The organism is Oscillibacter sp. ER4 (genome assembly GCF_000765235.1).
Lineage (GTDB): Bacteria > Bacillota > Clostridia > Oscillospirales > Oscillospiraceae > Hominicoprocola > Hominicoprocola fusiformis.
Window position 1 is genome coordinate 90,223 of sequence record NZ_JPJG01000002.1, and the last position, 15,045, is coordinate 105,267.

General features: G+C 54.4%; 14 protein-coding genes. 11 read left to right on the forward strand and 3 right to left on the reverse strand.

Annotated elements, in window-relative coordinates; translation table 11 throughout:
- Nucleotides 1–15 precede the first annotated feature (15 nt).
- From NI20_RS0100655 to NI20_RS0100690, 8 genes are all read left to right on the forward strand, one after another.
- Nucleotides 16–957 carry a hypothetical protein gene (locus NI20_RS0100655; RefSeq protein WP_052084326.1) on the forward strand — a complete coding sequence of 314 codons (942 nt, stop codon included), beginning with the start codon at nt 16–18 and terminating at the stop codon, nt 955–957.
- Nucleotides 954–1,739 (forward strand): class D sortase, encoded by a 786-nt coding sequence (locus NI20_RS0100660; protein ID WP_033119523.1) that lies wholly within the window; start codon nt 954–956, stop codon nt 1,737–1,739. Before NI20_RS0100655 ends, NI20_RS0100660 begins: the two co-directional genes overlap by 4 nt.
- Nucleotides 1,740–1,848: 109 nt before the next feature.
- The gene (locus NI20_RS0100665) at nt 1,849–3,156 is read left to right on the forward strand and encodes an ATP-binding protein (RefSeq protein ID WP_033119524.1); all 1,308 of its coding nucleotides are present in this window, start codon (nt 1,849–1,851) and stop codon (nt 3,154–3,156) included.
- A 95-nt stretch (nt 3,157–3,251) separates the two neighbouring features.
- Nucleotides 3,252–4,025 (forward strand): CAP domain-containing protein, encoded by a 774-nt coding sequence (locus NI20_RS0100670; RefSeq protein WP_156108518.1) that lies wholly within the window; start codon nt 3,252–3,254, stop codon nt 4,023–4,025.
- Between the two features lie 76 nt (nt 4,026–4,101).
- Nucleotides 4,102–4,755: a hypothetical protein gene (locus NI20_RS0100675; protein ID WP_156108519.1), complete on the forward strand. Its 654-nt coding sequence runs from the start codon at nt 4,102–4,104 to the stop codon at nt 4,753–4,755.
- Between the two features lie 3 nt (nt 4,756–4,758).
- Nucleotides 4,759–8,505, forward strand: a complete 3,747-nt coding sequence (locus NI20_RS0100680) for a SpaA isopeptide-forming pilin-related protein (protein ID WP_052084327.1) — start codon at nt 4,759–4,761, stop codon at nt 8,503–8,505.
- Nucleotides 8,506–8,508: 3 nt separating this feature from the next.
- Nucleotides 8,509–10,323 carry a VirD4-like conjugal transfer protein, CD1115 family gene (locus tag NI20_RS0100685; protein ID WP_156108520.1) on the forward strand — a complete coding sequence of 605 codons (1,815 nt, stop codon included), beginning with the start codon at nt 8,509–8,511 and terminating at the stop codon, nt 10,321–10,323.
- A complete protein-coding gene (locus NI20_RS0100690; protein ID WP_033119527.1) occupies nt 10,274–10,618 on the forward strand; it encodes a TrbC/VirB2 family protein in 345 nt (114 codons plus the stop codon). The genes NI20_RS0100685 and NI20_RS0100690 overlap by 50 nt, the downstream gene beginning before the upstream one ends.
- Before the next feature lie 52 nt (nt 10,619–10,670).
- Here the strand turns inward: NI20_RS0100690 and NI20_RS0100695 are convergent, their stop codons facing one another.
- Nucleotides 10,671–10,988 carry a type II toxin-antitoxin system RelE/ParE family toxin gene (locus tag NI20_RS0100695; protein WP_033119528.1) on the reverse strand — a complete coding sequence of 106 codons (318 nt, stop codon included), beginning with the start codon at nt 10,986–10,988 and terminating at the stop codon, nt 10,671–10,673.
- Nucleotides 10,988–11,302: a type II toxin-antitoxin system RelB/DinJ family antitoxin gene (locus NI20_RS0100700; RefSeq protein ID WP_033119529.1), complete on the reverse strand. Its 315-nt coding sequence runs from the start codon at nt 11,300–11,302 to the stop codon at nt 10,988–10,990. Before NI20_RS0100700 ends, NI20_RS0100695 begins: the two co-directional genes overlap by 1 nt.
- 80 nt (nt 11,303–11,382) lie before the next feature.
- Between NI20_RS0100700 and NI20_RS0100705 the strand changes: the two genes are divergently transcribed.
- Nucleotides 11,383–12,222, forward strand: coding sequence for a hypothetical protein (locus NI20_RS0100705; RefSeq protein ID WP_033119530.1), 840 nt, complete (start codon nt 11,383–11,385; stop codon nt 12,220–12,222).
- Here NI20_RS0100705 and NI20_RS0100710 read toward each other — a convergent pair.
- Nucleotides 12,217–12,450 (reverse strand): hypothetical protein, encoded by a 234-nt coding sequence (locus tag NI20_RS0100710; RefSeq protein ID WP_033119531.1) that lies wholly within the window; start codon nt 12,448–12,450, stop codon nt 12,217–12,219. The two genes, NI20_RS0100705 and NI20_RS0100710, sit on opposite strands and share 6 nt — an antisense overlap.
- 73 nt (nt 12,451–12,523) lie before the next feature.
- Here NI20_RS0100710 and NI20_RS0100715 point away from each other — a divergent pair, with 73 nt between their 5' ends.
- Both NI20_RS0100715 and NI20_RS0100720 read left to right on the forward strand, forming a co-directional pair.
- On the forward strand, nt 12,524–12,862 hold the full coding sequence (locus NI20_RS0100715) for a PrgI family protein (RefSeq protein ID WP_033119532.1): 339 nt from the start codon (nt 12,524–12,526) through the stop codon (nt 12,860–12,862).
- Nucleotides 12,859–14,991: a VirB4-like conjugal transfer ATPase, CD1110 family gene (locus tag NI20_RS0100720; protein ID WP_052084328.1), complete on the forward strand. Its 2,133-nt coding sequence runs from the start codon at nt 12,859–12,861 to the stop codon at nt 14,989–14,991. Before NI20_RS0100715 ends, NI20_RS0100720 begins: the two co-directional genes overlap by 4 nt.
- Nucleotides 14,992–15,045 lie beyond the last annotated feature (54 nt).

Consider the following 15,045-nt stretch of genomic DNA (forward strand, 5'->3'; position numbering starts at 1 on the left):
AAAGAGAGGTATAATGTGAAAAAGAAACTTGCATTTGCTTTCTGCGCGGCGCTGATGCTGTGCAGCATGAGCGTCGCGGCGATGGCCGCAGAGCCCATGACAGAAGCCGATACGGTATCCACAATGATCTCTGCCGCAGATACACTCCCCGGCATTTCCGCCTATCCCGCCGAGGTCAGAGCCAGCGAGGAAAACGGGGTGTACCGATTAGAAAAGGTCTACTACCTGACCGCAAAGGACGATCCCGCCACGATCCCCACCGCTGACTTTGAGCGCGAAGGGCGTACCTATACGCTCCTTGATTTGCTGGAAAATGACCAGACAGAAACGGACACGCGGGAGCATATCGAGGTGGTCACGCTGGAAAGCAAGACCAAGGACATGGTAGAAATTCTGAAAATGCTGGAGCCGAAGCTGGAGGTCAAGACCGAGGACGGCTATGAGGGCGTCCTGTCCCTTGACCACACTACCATTCAAGTGGAGGCCGCGGGCTACGGGACCAGCAGCCGCACGGTGACGGCGGAGCGCACCTATCCCAACCTCTCAGACGCGGATGTGTCCCTTGTTCCTAAGTCTGTGAACGAAAATGGCCGCACCCTGACTCTTGCCGATGTAAGCTGGCAGGAGGCGGCAGTCGATCCCACGGACGGCTATGACATTCCCATTCGCTACACCGCTGTGGCAAGCTACACCGGCACCGCCACCAGCAAGTACGCCACCGGCTACACCGTCACGGCGGATTATAAGGGTGACGTCACCCGCACAAGCTGTGATACGGTGGTCTATACTGCCGTTTTTTCCAGTGTCAGCGCTGCGGCATCGGCAAAGAGCGGAGTTGATTTTAACTGGCTGTGGCTGCTGATCCCCGTGGGCGCTGCGGTGCTGGGCGGCTGCGGTTACGCTGGTTATAAGGGCTATCGCCACTACATCAATAAGAAAAGAGGGTACGCCGCATGAAAAAATATCTGACCACGCTGCTGGCCGCCTGCTGTATGCTGGCGGCTTTTTCCATGCCTGCATCGGCATTGGAGTATCACTTTGACGGCCCGGACGCAGGACTGTTCGGACGCCCCACCTCGGACGATACCATTTATGTCACGATGGACAAGCCTGCGAATACCGACCGCAGCAAAAACGCTGCCTATATCCCACCTGCTTTTGGTTCGCCTACCTCTTATACGCTGAACGCTGGGGATCTGCTGACGCCAAACCTTGTGAGCGGTTCAGTCACGGGAACGATCAGCGGAACAGGCGGCGTGACCGTCCTGCCGCCCTCCACTTCCGGTAGCACCGATGGTGGAAATACCGGCTCCTACACGCAGTCTAAGTACACGGCAGTCACAAAAGACCTCTATTACAGCGGCGGCTACCTCGGTACACTGAAAATCCCCACCCTCGGCCTGTCTGTCAATGTGTATCAGGGGACGGATGCAGACGCGCTCCGCAAGGGCGCAGGACATTTTGCCAGTACCTCCATTTGGGAAGGCAATGTGGCGATTGCGGGCCATAATCGGGGCGTCAACAATCACTTTGGCAAAATTCACACCCTTGACATTGGCGACACCATCAAGCTGACTACCCAGCTCGGCACACGCAACTATGAGGTATATTCTGTCAGTAAGATCGGCGTGGATGATACCAGTATCCTGAGTGACAGCACGGAGAACATCATCACCCTTGTCACCTGCGTGATGAATCAGCCGGATTACCGCTGGTGCGTGCAGGCTCGACAGAAGTAGTATTGATGTGAATAATTCCGACAAGAAAAAAGTTATTCACATTGATGTTAAAAACTTTACTTGACGCAAAGGGGGTGATATAATGGCTTCAAAAGGCGGTGACAGAATCATGGAGTTAAAAAACAGATCGCAGTACCTTGATAAGCTCATTTCCGTTCAGGATATGGAGGTCATCAAGGTCGTGACCGGAATCCGGCGCTGCGGCAAATCCAGCCTGCTGAAATTGATGATGGCACATCTGCGGGAACAGGGCGTCATGGAGGAACAAATACTCTCGATGAACTTTGAGTCCATGCAGTTTGCAGACATGGACAGTAAGAGCCTTTATCAGTATGTGATGGAGCGTGCACCCAAGGAAAAGCGGCTCTACCTGTTTTTAGATGAGGTGCAGAAGGTTCGGGACTGGCAGGATGCCGTGAATTCCTTCCGTGTGGATCTGGATTGCGACATTTATGTGACCGGCTCCAACGCCTACCTGCTTTCCTCCGAACTGTCCACGTATCTGTCCGGACGCTATGTGGAGATCAAAATGCTGCCGCTGTCATTCCGCGAGTTTTTGGACTTCCACGGCTATTTGCTGGAGGAGTACAAAGCCCCCAACGGCACTATGAAACAGCGCGCCAAGGGAAAAGACGGCGAAGCGTATGAGCTGCGAGACCTGTTTGAAGCCTACGCACAGTTTGGCGGTATGCCCGCACTGGCCGAGGCGGAGCTGGATCAAGAGCGCGCCAATATGCTGCTGGACGGCATTTATTCCGCTGTTGTTGTGCGAGATATTCTGGAACGCGGCAAGCGGAAAGAACAGCGGGCCGTCACCGACGCGCTGCTGCTCCGCAAAATTATCCTGTTTCTGGCTGACAACATCGGCAACAACACCTCGGCTGCATCCATTGGGCGCACCCTTGTCAGCGAGGGCCTGTTGGACGATGGCAGAAAGACCAAGCCTGCGGTGCAGACCATCTCTGCCTACATTGATGCACTGTTGGAGTCCTATATCTTTTATGAGGTCAAGCGGTTTGACATCAAGGGAAAGGACTATCTGCGGACGCTGGGCAAATACTATATCGTCGATCCCGGCCTCCGCACCTATCTGTTAGGAAACCGGGGCGGCGATGTGGGACACATTCTGGAAAACATCGTTTATTTTGAACTGCTGCGGCGCGGTTATGAGGTGGCCATCGGCAAGGTTGGTGAAAAGGAGATCGACTTCATCGCAACGAAGATGAACGAGAAAAGATATATCCAAGTCACCGACAACATGAACGCCCCCGAAACCCGCGCACGGGAGCTTGCACCGCTGCAAGCTGTGCAGGACAATTACGAGAAGATCGTGATTGCCATGGACTGCGACCTTATCAGCGACGTGGACGGTATCAAGATCGTAAAGGCGCTGGACTTTTTGCTCAGCGAAGTGTAACTAAAAATCCGCTCTGAAAAATCAGGGCGGATTTTTTGACACACGGCAGCTTCCGCGATACCATGAACCCATCAAAGGATTTGGAGGTACACACCATGAAGCGAGGAAGTTTTGCAGCTGGTTTTCTCACCTGCCTGCTGTTGGCTGGCGTCACCACCACGGCCTATGCCGCCGGGATCATGGCAGAGCGCAGCACCCACCGTATATTTGTCGATGGACGGGAAGTACAGATGGAAGCCTATCGTATCAAAGGAAACAACTATGTGAAGCTGCGGGACATTGGCGAACAGGTCGGCTTCAATGTCTGCTGGGACAGCAACACCAAATGTGTACAGGTCGAATCGAAAAAGCCGTACACCGGCGAAGCGCCGGTAACGTCTGCGGAGGCAAAGCCCGTGGAGCAGCCTGCGCAGACAGATGTTGCCGCTGCAAAGCAGGACATCATCGACCGCACCAATGCGCTGCGGTGCGAAAATGGCGTTGCTGTGCTGCGTGTCAACGACAAGCTCATGCAGGCGGCACAGGTCCGCGCGGATGAGATCGCCGCGAGCGGCGTCTACTCTCACGCCCGTCCGGATGGGCGCAAGAGCAACACCGTCACCGACAGCAAATACACTGGAGAAAATATTCACAGTATATCGGAGTTGTACCTCGAGCAACAGCGTAAAACGCTCTCCGAAGCGGTGGTCAATCTGTGGTCCAATTCCAAGTCTCACGCGGACAACATGACAAGCTCCCGCTACGGCGAGATCGGCGTCGGACTGGCGCGGGGCATTAACCAAAACGGCCTTGACTGCTGGTACTGCGTGCAGGTCTTCCTGCTGGACGGCTGTGAAGTCACTTGGGTGGATACGCCCGCAAGTAAGTAAATCATCAACTCTCACGCAAGAGCAGATCGGTAAGGTCTGCTCTTTTTGTTACACATTGTTTAGAAAGGAGAACCCTATGAAACCTATGAAAAAACGCCTGTTGTCACTGCTTTTGACGTTGGTGACGATCTTGAGCTTGCTGCCGACTGCGGCTTTCGCTGCGTCGAACACGGGTTCCGGCCTCAAAATTACCACCAATCAGGCATATTGGAGCACGCGCCTGCTCGCCAACGGGACCCCGTACAGCTACCGTCCTCCGCTTGTGGACGGTAAGCTCGTGTACTGCATGGATAGCGGCCTCGGCTATCATTACGCAACGCCTTCGTACCTGAATTCCTTCACCTGGACGTCCGGTACCGGCGCGGACGCAGATGCCGTATTGCAGTCGGCTGTCACGAACAGCGGCCTCAGTGAAATGGACGCCGCGACCGTTGAGAATGTCAAGTGGATGATGACCTACCTCAACGACTGCAAGGAATCCAACGTCGGCCAGCTTTTTATGGCGGTACAGACCTACGTTTGGGAGAATCAAAGCTATAAAGGCGAGCCCGGCGGAGACGGCGATGCGGGCGGCTACGCCAACGCCGACACCTACGAGCTGTATCTGAGTCTTATCGACTCTCTTCTTGCAAAAAAAGCAGCTGAGGATGCCGAGTTCCATCGTCAGATTGAGGAGTACGCTGCGCAGGGCATTGCCGCAACCATCGTGGAGGATGAGAACGTAAGATGAGCGGTGTACGCGATCTCCAGCAACCGCAAAAATCAGTCGTTTTTTAACTACTACGGCCCGCGCAAGCTCGTAACGGGCGAGCCTGCGCCCGACCAGCCCGAGCAGCCTACGGGTGGCACAGGCAAGATCGTGCTGAAAAAGACTGCCGGTGGAACCACAACCGGTCTCGCTGGAGCACGCTTTAGCATCTACTTTAACGGCCAGATCGTCGGCAGCGACATCACCAATGTGCAGGGTGAGATCTATGTTGAGGATGCCGCCACCGGCCTTTGGAGCTTTGTCGAGACCTCCGCACCGGACGGCTATTGCGTCGATCCTACGCCGAAGAGCGTGTACGTAGATGTAACTGAGGGTGACCGCGAATACACCGTTGCGGCGATCAACTACGAAAAGCCCGATATGAAGATCACCAAGCGCGACGCCATGAGCGGCAAACCGATTGCCGGCACGGTGTTTTCCATTAAGTCCGTTACCGGCAGCTATTCCACCTCCGTTACGACTGGGACGGACGGTTCCGCAACGCTCTTGGCCATTCCTGCCGGTGTCTATGTTGTGCGTGAGGAATCCGTTCCCGAGCCGTACATCGTAACCAATACCGAGCAGACCGTGGCGCTGCGCCCCGGCAAAACCTCCGAGGTCACTTTCGTTGACTATGAAAAGCCCGGTCTTGAAATTGTCAAGAAGAACATCGCCAATGGTGAGCCCATCGAGGGCGTGACCTACCGCATCGAGCAGATCGACGGCAGCTTTTCCACCAGCGCCACGACCGATAACCACGGGCGGATTTTTCTCGACTCTGTTCCTGTTGGCACATTCAAAGTAACGGAGATCAATGTTCCCAACCATGTCATTCTCTGCCCCATCCCGCAGGAAGTGGCATTGAAGCCCGGCGAAACCTCTACCGTCACCTTCTTTAACGCGCTCAAGCCCAGTCTGGAGATCCGCAAGGTAGACAGCGTTACCGGCGATTCCGTCAAGGGAGCCAAGTTCCAGATCTGGTATGCCAGCAACCATACCGACACCGGCGAGCTCAATGACCTCGGCACCTACTTTTCTGACGCAAGCGGAAAAATCATTCTCCCTGAGATCAAGGATGGCTGGTACAAAGTAACTGAATTGGAACCGGCGTCCGGGTATGCCATCAAGGAGGCTGCCACGCAGGAATGCTTCATCTCCGGTGGTGAGAGCAAAATCCTAACCTTTGAGAACACGCCTCTTTCCGCAATCATCATCCGCAAGGTGGACAGCGAGAGTGGTCAGCCGTTGGAGGGTGCATGGTTCCGCATCCGCTACCTCGGCGGCACCTCCGGTACAGGCGGCACTGTGGTTGGCGAGTACAAAACATCCAGCAATGGCACCATCGTTGCAACCGGCCTCAAGGCAGGCACTTATGTCTGCGAGGAGATCTCCGCGCCGGATGGGTATGTGATCACCGACGCCACGGAAACCGTTTATCTCTCCGGCAAGGATCAGGACGTGATCACCGTAACCTTCGGCAATGATAAGATGGGTTCCCTCCTCATCGTCAAAAAGGACGCCGTGACCGGTGCACCCATCTCCGATGTTGAGTTCCTTGTGACTGACTCGGACGGAAGTGTGATCGGTACGACGAATGGCCGCTACGTGACCGACAGCGCAGGTACTATCCGTATTGATGGCCTGACACCCGGCATGACGGTCATCGCAAAAGAAGTGCGTGCCAAGGATGGCTACATCCTCGACGATACCCCGCAGAGTATTAAAATCAAGCGCAATTCCGTGATGACGCTGGAGTTCCGCAACCAGCCCAAGGGCGGTGTTTTGGTGAAAAAGGTCGATGCTGTGACGAACGCTCCCATCTCTGATGTAGAGTTCCTTGTCACGGATTCCGACGGCAATCTCATCGGCAACGCCAACGGCAAGTTCGTGACGGACAGCGCAGGCACGTTCACCATTACGGACATTGCTCCCGGCACAACACTCATTATTAAGGAGACTCGCGCAAAGGACGGCTATTTGTTGGATGATACGCCTCAGACAGTCAAGGTCAAGTCCAATGAAGTTGTCACGGTGGAGTTCTGCAACGCCCCCAAGGGCAATCTCATCATCGTAAAGCAGGACTCCGTTACAAAGGAGCCGCTGGAAGGTGTCGAGTTTAAGATCACCTACGCAGATGGCTCGTATGTAGATGCCGAGGGCGGCACGCTGTCCTCCACCGGCCTGTACCGGACGGATAAGGCGGGTAAAATCACCATTTCCGGTATTTCCGGCACCGTGGTGGTCACAGAGATTGAAACGATCCCCGGTTACACCATTGACGAGAACAGCCGCACGCAGACTGTCGTGGTCAATCCCAACGACACGCAGACGCTTTATTTTTACAACACGCCTGTAGGCGGGTTGCAGATCATCAAGAGCGACAAAGACAGTGGCAAGCGTATTTCTGGTGTCAAGTTCGAGATCCGCAAGATGAATGGTGAGATCATCGGCACCTACACAACGGACAGCGACGGTGTCATCTATCTCCCCAAAGCCGAAAGCGGCTGGTACACTGTGACGGAGCTGGAAGCTGCGTCCGGCTACCTGCTGGATACCACGCCCCACCGTATTGAGGTCAAGGACGGTCAGACGGCCACATTGGAGATTACCAATCACAAGTCTTCCAGAATCCTGCTCCACAAGGTGGATAAGGCCACGGGCAAGGGGATTTACGGCGCGGTGTTTCTGCTTTACGACAGCAATCACAATCCCATCGGGGAGTATGCGACCGATCAGGATGGCTATATCTACGCCGACGAGGGACTGGCCGATGGCCGCTATTATCTGCGTGAGATCAAAGCCGCCCCCGGCTATGTGCTTGATCCTGAACTGAAAACGATCTATGTCCGTTACGGCTCCACCACAGAAATCGAGTGGAGCAATACTGCGGAGTGCGGCCAGATCCAGATCATCAAGAAATCCGCAGACGATAACGCGACCAATGGCCTGCCTGCCGGTACACTGCTGGAGGGCGCGGTGTTTGAGATCTACGACAAGGCGGGTAATGTGGTGGACACCATCAAGTCCGACCGCAACGGACGCGCCGTTTCCAAGACGCTGCCGTTGTCCCGCTATACCGTCCGCGAGATCAAAGCGCCTGCGAATTACTCCATTAACCCCACAGTGATGACCGCCTATCTGGAATTCAACGGACAGATCGTCACCTTTGAAGTGCAGAATACCAGCGTTTCCACCGGCGTATCCATTAAGAAAACCGGCCCTGTGCAGGCTGTCCCCGGTCAGCCGATCCGCTACGTGTTCTCACAGATCAAGAACAGCTCCAACGTTGCCCTCGACTCCTTCTATTGGCGCGATCAGCTTCCCGCGCAGGTGACGCTGAGCAAAATCGTTACCGGCAGCTACAATCAGCCGCTTTCCTACAAGGTGGTCTATAAGACCAACCTCTCCGGGGACTACCGCGCTTTGGCGGACAACCTAAGTACAAGCAAGGTTTACGTATTGGACGCCCGCCCCGCTGTCCTCGGCCTTGCCGCCAATGAGCGTGTTACCGGAGTCATGTTCGTGTTCGGAAATGTAAAGGCGGGCTTTGCACAGGTAGAAACGCCTTATATCTACGCCACTGCCCGCAGCGGTCTTGCCAACAATGCCAGCGTTGTGAATGTGGCGGATGTGGGTGGCCTTTACAATGGGCAGTGGATTCAGGCGGTGTCCCGCTGGCTCACTACCGTCTACACCAAAACAACGGTGAAGCTGCCCAAGACGGGGTACTAAGCCTTGCGGCAGAATGACTTTCGCAGCGCTGCCCCTGTGTGGGCGGCGCTTTCCCCGTTGGTCCTCTGGCTGGCGGCAATCGCCGCCTATGCCTACGAGGACGGTATGAACCTCTTTCAATGGATAGGGCGTTTCAGCCAAGTGCTGGAGCGCCCCTTTTCCATAGGCTGGACGCCCTACACACTGAAATGTATGCTGGGGAGCCTGTTGTTCTACGGCTGCGGCATTGCACTTTACTACTCCAGCCGGGAGAACCGACGACCGGGCGAGGAATACGGCAGCGCTAAATGGGGCAGCCCCAAGGAACTGAACCGGAAGTATATGGATCACCGGCATAAGGACGCCAACATCATTCTGACCCAGCGCGTCCGGCTGGGCATGGACGGCTATATCACCCAGCGCAACATGAATGTTCTGGTAGTGGGCGGTTCCGGTTCCGGCAAGACCCGCTTTTTCTGCAAACCTAATATTTATAGTGCAAATTGCTCCTATCTTATCACAGATCCCAAGGGCGAGCTGCTGCGCGCGGCAGGCACTTTGTTGGCAGCGCAGGGCTATGAAGTCCGGGTGTTCAACCTAATCGACCCTAGCCAGTCTGACGGATACAACCCCTTTTCGTATATTCACAGTGAAAAGGATGTGCTGACCCTCATTGATAACCTCATCAAAAATACCACGCCCCGCAACGCTTCCAGCAACGATCCCTTCTGGGAGAAGGCGGAGATCGCGCTGGACTCAGCCCTTATGCTCTACCTCGTCAGCGAAGCGCCCCCGGAGGAACAGAATTTTGAAATGCTGATCTACATGATGAACTTTGCCGAGGTGCGGGAGGAGGACGATCAATACCGCAGCCCGCTGGATATGCTCTTTCGGGCATTGGAAGAAGAACAGCCCAATCATGTGGCGGTGAAGCAATATAAGGCTTTCAAGCAGGCGGCGGGCAAGACTGCAAAATCCATTTTGGTAAGCGCCGCCGTGCGGCTGGCCACCTTCAATATCCCGCAGTATGCCAGAATGACAATGGTGGATGAGATGGACTTTGGCAGTTTGGGCGAGAAGAAAAAAGCCATCTTCTGTGTGATCCCTGTTGATGACAGCAGCATGAACTACCTTGTGGGAATGCTCTACACCCAATGCTTTCAGGCACTTTACCGCAGGGCGGACGAGAAGCACAACGGGCGTCTGCCTGTGCCGGTGCGTGTCATTCAGGACGAATGGGCGAATGTGGCCCAGCCGGAGAGCTATCCGAAGATTCTGACTACCTGCCGCAGCTACAATATCGGGCTGAACATCATCGTGCAGAACATTCAGCAGATCAAGGCGCTGTACGAAAAGGAATGGGAGAGCATCATCGGCAACTGCGACACGCTGCTGTTCCTCGGCGGCGGCAACGAGCCGACCTCGTTGGAGTTTATCGTAAAGCTGCTGGGCAAGGAGACCATCGCCACACGCACACGAGGGCAGACGAAGGGACGCAGCGGCTCCAGCTCTACCAACTTCCAACAGACGGGACGCGACCTGATGACCATTGACGAGGTACGAAAATTGGACACCCATAAAGCGATCTTGTTTATACGAGGGGAAGATCCTGTACTGGACAAAAAGTACAACATCAAGCGCCACCCAAACATTAAGCTGACAACAGACGGTAAGGCAAAGCCTTATATCCACAAGCCGCAGGGCGCGCCGGATTATGCGCTGCCTGACCTGCCCTATGCGTTCCGGTCTTTGGACGATTACGAATTTATTGATATGGAGGAACCTGAACATGAATTATCTGAGAAAGAAAAAGATTTCAAACCCGACAAGACTGAGTAAGGTGAAAAAATGCTATTGGACGGCGGCTGGGGCTGCTGCCCTCTGCCTTTGCTGCGTCACGCCCGCGATGGCGGCGGGCAGCGATCCGCTGGATATTGTGAATAACCTTTCCGATTTTATTTTTAGCATCATCAAGGCGCTGGGCGTGATCATTCTCGGCTGGGGCATCGTGCAGGTGGGTATGTCGATCCAGTCCCACGATGCCAGCCAGAGAACGCAGGGCTTCCTCTGCCTGTTTGGTGGCTTAATGATCGCCTTTGCAAAGGAAATTCTGACCGCCATCGGCGCGATCTGATAGAAAAACCGCACCCTCTGTCTATGGAAAACAGAGGGTGCGGTTTCATTCGTTATGGTGTGACTTCTCCCAACAAAATGCGGATATAGTCCTGGCAGGCGTTGATGATACGGCCAACAGAAACGACTTCCGTTTCAATGCGGTAGAGGGCGATATAGCTTTCCACCACCAGCATCCGCAGATCGGTTTCATAGCCGGTCTTTGCCCCAATGGAAACGCCCATTTCAGGAAACTGCTTGAGTTGGGCGCAGCCGTCGAGGATGGCTTTTGTGATCCGGTTTGCAGCGGTGGGGTTATGAAGCTCGCTTTTGATATACCGTTTGATCTCCTGGATGTCGCGTAGCGCCTCCGGCGTATATCTTAGCTTCATTACGTCACCCCAAGGGTGCGGTAAGCATCTTCCTCGGAGACCCAGCCATCCTTTTCCGCAGACGCCCAGCCTTTTTCCGCTTCATCCAGCAGGCGGCGCAAGGCTTTTGCCTTCATATATTCCGCGTTCTCAGGCGAAGCCAGAAACGGCAGGCCCTCCATGTTCAGGGACTGCTGAATGAAGATGTTGACTGCGTCGGTAAAGGAAAGGCCCTGACGGGCATAGATGTCCTCCACGCGCTGCTTCACCTCGGGATTGATCCGCATTTGAAAGGTTGCGGTCTTGGGTGCAGATGTGACATTGATCGTGTTCATAGCATTCACCTCAACCTTAGTATATACTGAAAAGAAGAAATGTCAATACAATGTCATTACAATTATGGAGGTGGTGAGACTTGGATAACAACTGGATCGTAGAAAATCTGACCAACGCCTTTGGCGTTTGGAATAGTAAAATGACGGAAATGTGGTCGCTGCTGACGGAATCGCCCCAGACCTTCAAGGGCGGCACCATCTGGCAGACCATTGTGACCATCAACGGCGGGATGCAGGCCATCGGCTACGGGCTGCTGGTGCTGTTCTTTGCCATCGGTATCTTTCGCAGTGCCTCCGGCTTTCGGGACTTTCAAAGGCCGGAGCATTTGCTGCGGCACTTTATCTACTTTGTGCTGGCAAAGCTGGGTATCACCTACGGCATGGATTTGCTGGTAGATGTATTTGATGTGTGCAGCGGCATTGTGGCAACGGCGGCGGGCAGCATCGGCGGCTTGACTGGCGCATCCGTGGCGTTGCCGCAGGAGATTGCGGACGCCATTGGATATGTGGGCTTTTTGGCGAGCATCCTCCTTTGGCTGGTGACGCTACTGGGAAGTCTATTTATTACGGTGCTGGCCTTCATTATGATCCTCACCGTCTATGGGCGCTTTTTTAAGATCTATATGTACGCCGCGCTGTCCCCGGTGGCACTGGCATCCTTTGCCGGAGAGGGGACTTCCCATTTCGGCAAGGCGTTTCTGCGGAGCTATGTAGGCGTGTGCATGGAAGGGGCGGTAATCGTTCTGGCCTGCATCATCTTTTCGGCTTTTTCCTCCAGCGGTACGCCGGTGGTGGATAGCAGCGCGTCCGTGGTGACACAGGTGTGGAGCTATTTGGGCGAAGTCATATTCAACCTGCTGGTACTGGTGAGCTTGGTAAAGTCTGCCGACCATATCGCCAAGGAAATGCTGGGGTTATGAGTGATCTCTTGCTTTCCGGGCCTGCCGTTGGGCGGACTTCCGTTCCCGCTTTTCTTCCATTTCCCGCAGCCATTCGCTGACCGGTGCTTTCCACGGTTCGCTCTTGCTGGGAATGTTCTTAATCAGGCTGCGAGGATTCAGACCCAGCCGCTTGGCGCGGGCAATATCTTCATCAGTCAGACGACACTTCTTTTTTGCATCCTGCCATAGCTGTTCACTATATGCCATAGGGAAGAAGTTTCCTTTCATTTTTTCTTTATCGTACCACATCGTACATAACAAAACAACACGGAGGAATTCAATGGAAATCAAAATCAACAAAGAAATTCGAGCCTACCGCGAGACGCTCTTTTTCGGACTGTCCATGCGGCAGTTTGTATGTTCCGTTTTGGCGGTGGGCGTTGCTGTGACGCTGTATTTCAGCTTGAGCCGAGTGCTGGATCGTGAAACGGTGAGCTGGGTGTGCATCGTCGGCGCGGCTCCTGTGGCTGCCGCCGGATTCTTTCAGTATAACGGCCTCACGCTAGAACGGTTTTTATGGGCGTGGCTGAAATCCGAGGTCATCATGGCGGGCAAGCGCGTTTGGAAGTCAGAAAACTACTATGAAGAAGCGATGAAACGCGAGGTGAAGAAACATTGATCTTTTTCAAGCATCAGCGCAGCGCGGAGCGGGATGCCTTTTCCGTTCCCCGCAGCGTACAAAAATCTATTCCCATTAAGCGTATTTACAAAGACGGTATATTTCAAGTGAGCGGCAAGTTTTCCAAGACTTGGCGCTTTTTTGATGTCAATTATGCTGTGGCGTCTCCGGAAAAACAACGGGAACTCTTTATGACCTACTGCTCCTTTCTCAATTCGCTCCCCATTGGAGCTACAGCGAAGATCACGCTGTTCAACCGACAGCTCAATCAAAAGGACTTTGGGCGGACGCTGCTCATGCCTATGAAGGGCGATGGGCAGGATCAGTACCGGGGCGAGTACAATGATTTGCTGCTGGATAAGGCGGCGGAGAGCAACAACTTGATCCAAGAGAAGTACATCACAATTTCCGTAGAGAAGAAAAATATTGAAGAGGCGCGGACATTCTTCTCTCGAGTCAGTACCGATCTCACCACCGGCCTGTCCCGCATGGCGTCGAGCGTCCGCGAGATTACGGTCAATGACCGGCTGCGGCTTCTGCACGATTTTTACCGCCCCGGCGAAGAGCGGTTTTTCCGCTTCGACTTGGAGGATGCCATGCGAAAGTGTCATGACTTTCGGGACAGTATTGCCCCGGACTGTATCTCCTTTCAGAAAAATCACTATGAGCTGGGCAACCATGTTGGCCGCACCCTATTTTTGCGGGAATACGCCAGCTTTATTTCTGACAGCATGATCACCGAACTGACGGACTATCCCCGAAACATGATGCTCTCCATCGACATTATTCCTGTGGCAATGGATGTAGCAGTGAGCGACATCCGCAAGCGGATCATGTCGGTGGAATCGGATATTACCAGATGGCAGCAGCGGCAAAATCAGAGTAACAATTTCACCGCCAATATCCCCTATGACTTGGAACAGATGCGGAGCGAAACGAAGGAATTCATGGACGACCTCATGAGCCGCGACCAGCGTATGATGCTGGCTTTGGTGACGCTGACGCACCTGGCAGATAACCTCGAACAGCTCGATCAGGACACCGAGGCTCTGCAAGCCATCGGGCGGGCGCGGGGCTGTCAGTTTAACATTCTGCGCTACCAGCAGGAGGACGCGCTGAACACGGTGCTGCCCCTCGGCCTCAAGCGCATTGATGCCACCCGCACCCTGACCACGGAATGTACCGCCGTTCTCATGCCGTTCAAATCACAGGAAATTCAAGACGCTGGCGGCATCTACTACGGTGTCAATGCTGTTTCCCACAACCTTATCATCTGCAACCGCGGAAACCTGCTCAACGGCAACGGCTTTATTACCGGTGTGTCCGGCTCAGGCAAGTCGATGGCGGCCAAGCAGGAGGTCTCCGCGCTGGCGCTCTCCACCGACCATGATATTATCATCGTGGACCCGGAGCGTGAATATGGCGAGTTGGTGAGGGCATTGGGCGGCGAGGTCATTACCATCTCCGCCTCTGACCCAAATGGCTGCCACATCAACGCGCTGGACTTGTCCGAGGGGTATGGCGACGGCAGGGAGCCGTTGGTAATGAAGTCCGAGTTTATCATGTCGCTGTATGAGCAGCTCATGGGCTCGGATAAGATCGAGCCGCAGGAGAAGTCCATCATTGACCGCAGCGTAGGCAACATCTACCGGGAATATCTGAAAAACTATCAAGGTGAGCCGCCCACGCTGAAGGACCTCTATGACGACCTGATGAAGCAGGTCAACCCGGAGGCGCACCGGATCGCGCTGGCGCTGGAGCTGTTCACGGTGGGCAGTCTGAATGTTTTTTCCCACCAGACCAATATCAATACAAAAAGCCGTATCCTCTGCTTTGACATTCAGGATTTGGGCGAAAATCTGAAATCAGTGGGTCTGCTGGTGATGCTGGACGCTATCTATAACCGCGTCATTCAAAACCGCAAGGCGGGGAAATACACCCATGTCTACATCGACGAGATCTATCTGTTTTTCGCCAACGGGAGCGGCAGCGGACGCAGCATCAACAATTACAGCGGCGAATTTCTCTACAAGTGCTGGAAGCGCTTCCGCAAATACGGCGCGACCCTTACCGGTATCACACAGAATGTGGAGGTGCGCCCAGATAGGGCGCTGTGCAAAGCAGTCTAAGGTACTGCCGCACACGGCAGTGTGCGAGACAATCTGCCTTACCGACTAAGGAGA